The organism is Methylophaga sp. UBA4204, from assembly GCF_002379485.1.
In the GTDB taxonomy this organism is placed as follows: Bacteria; Pseudomonadota; Gammaproteobacteria; order Nitrosococcales; family Methylophagaceae; genus Methylophaga.
Map to the genome: position 1 here is coordinate 1 of NZ_DFTU01000039.1, position 236 is coordinate 236.

General features: G+C 39.8%; 1 pseudogene. It reads left to right on the forward strand.

The annotated features are described in order from the left end of the window. Window positions 1–44: 44 nt before the first annotated feature. Window positions 45–236: pseudogene (hslU, locus tag B3182_RS05615) on the forward strand (HslU--HslV peptidase ATPase subunit); the annotation flags it as partial.

Sequence of the window (236 nt, forward strand, 5' to 3'; positions counted from 1 at the left end):
AATCACAACCTCACTATAGAAACTTTGGATTACAACAAATAATGATGAATCAATCACTAACGCCAAAACAAATTGTTCACGAATTAGATAAACACATTATCGGACAGCACGAAGCCAAAAAAGCCGTTGCGATCGCCTTACGTAATCGTTGGCGTCGACAACAGCTTGATGCGACTTTACAACAAGAAGTGACGCCTAAAAATATCTTGATGATTGGTCCAACCGGTGTGGGTAAA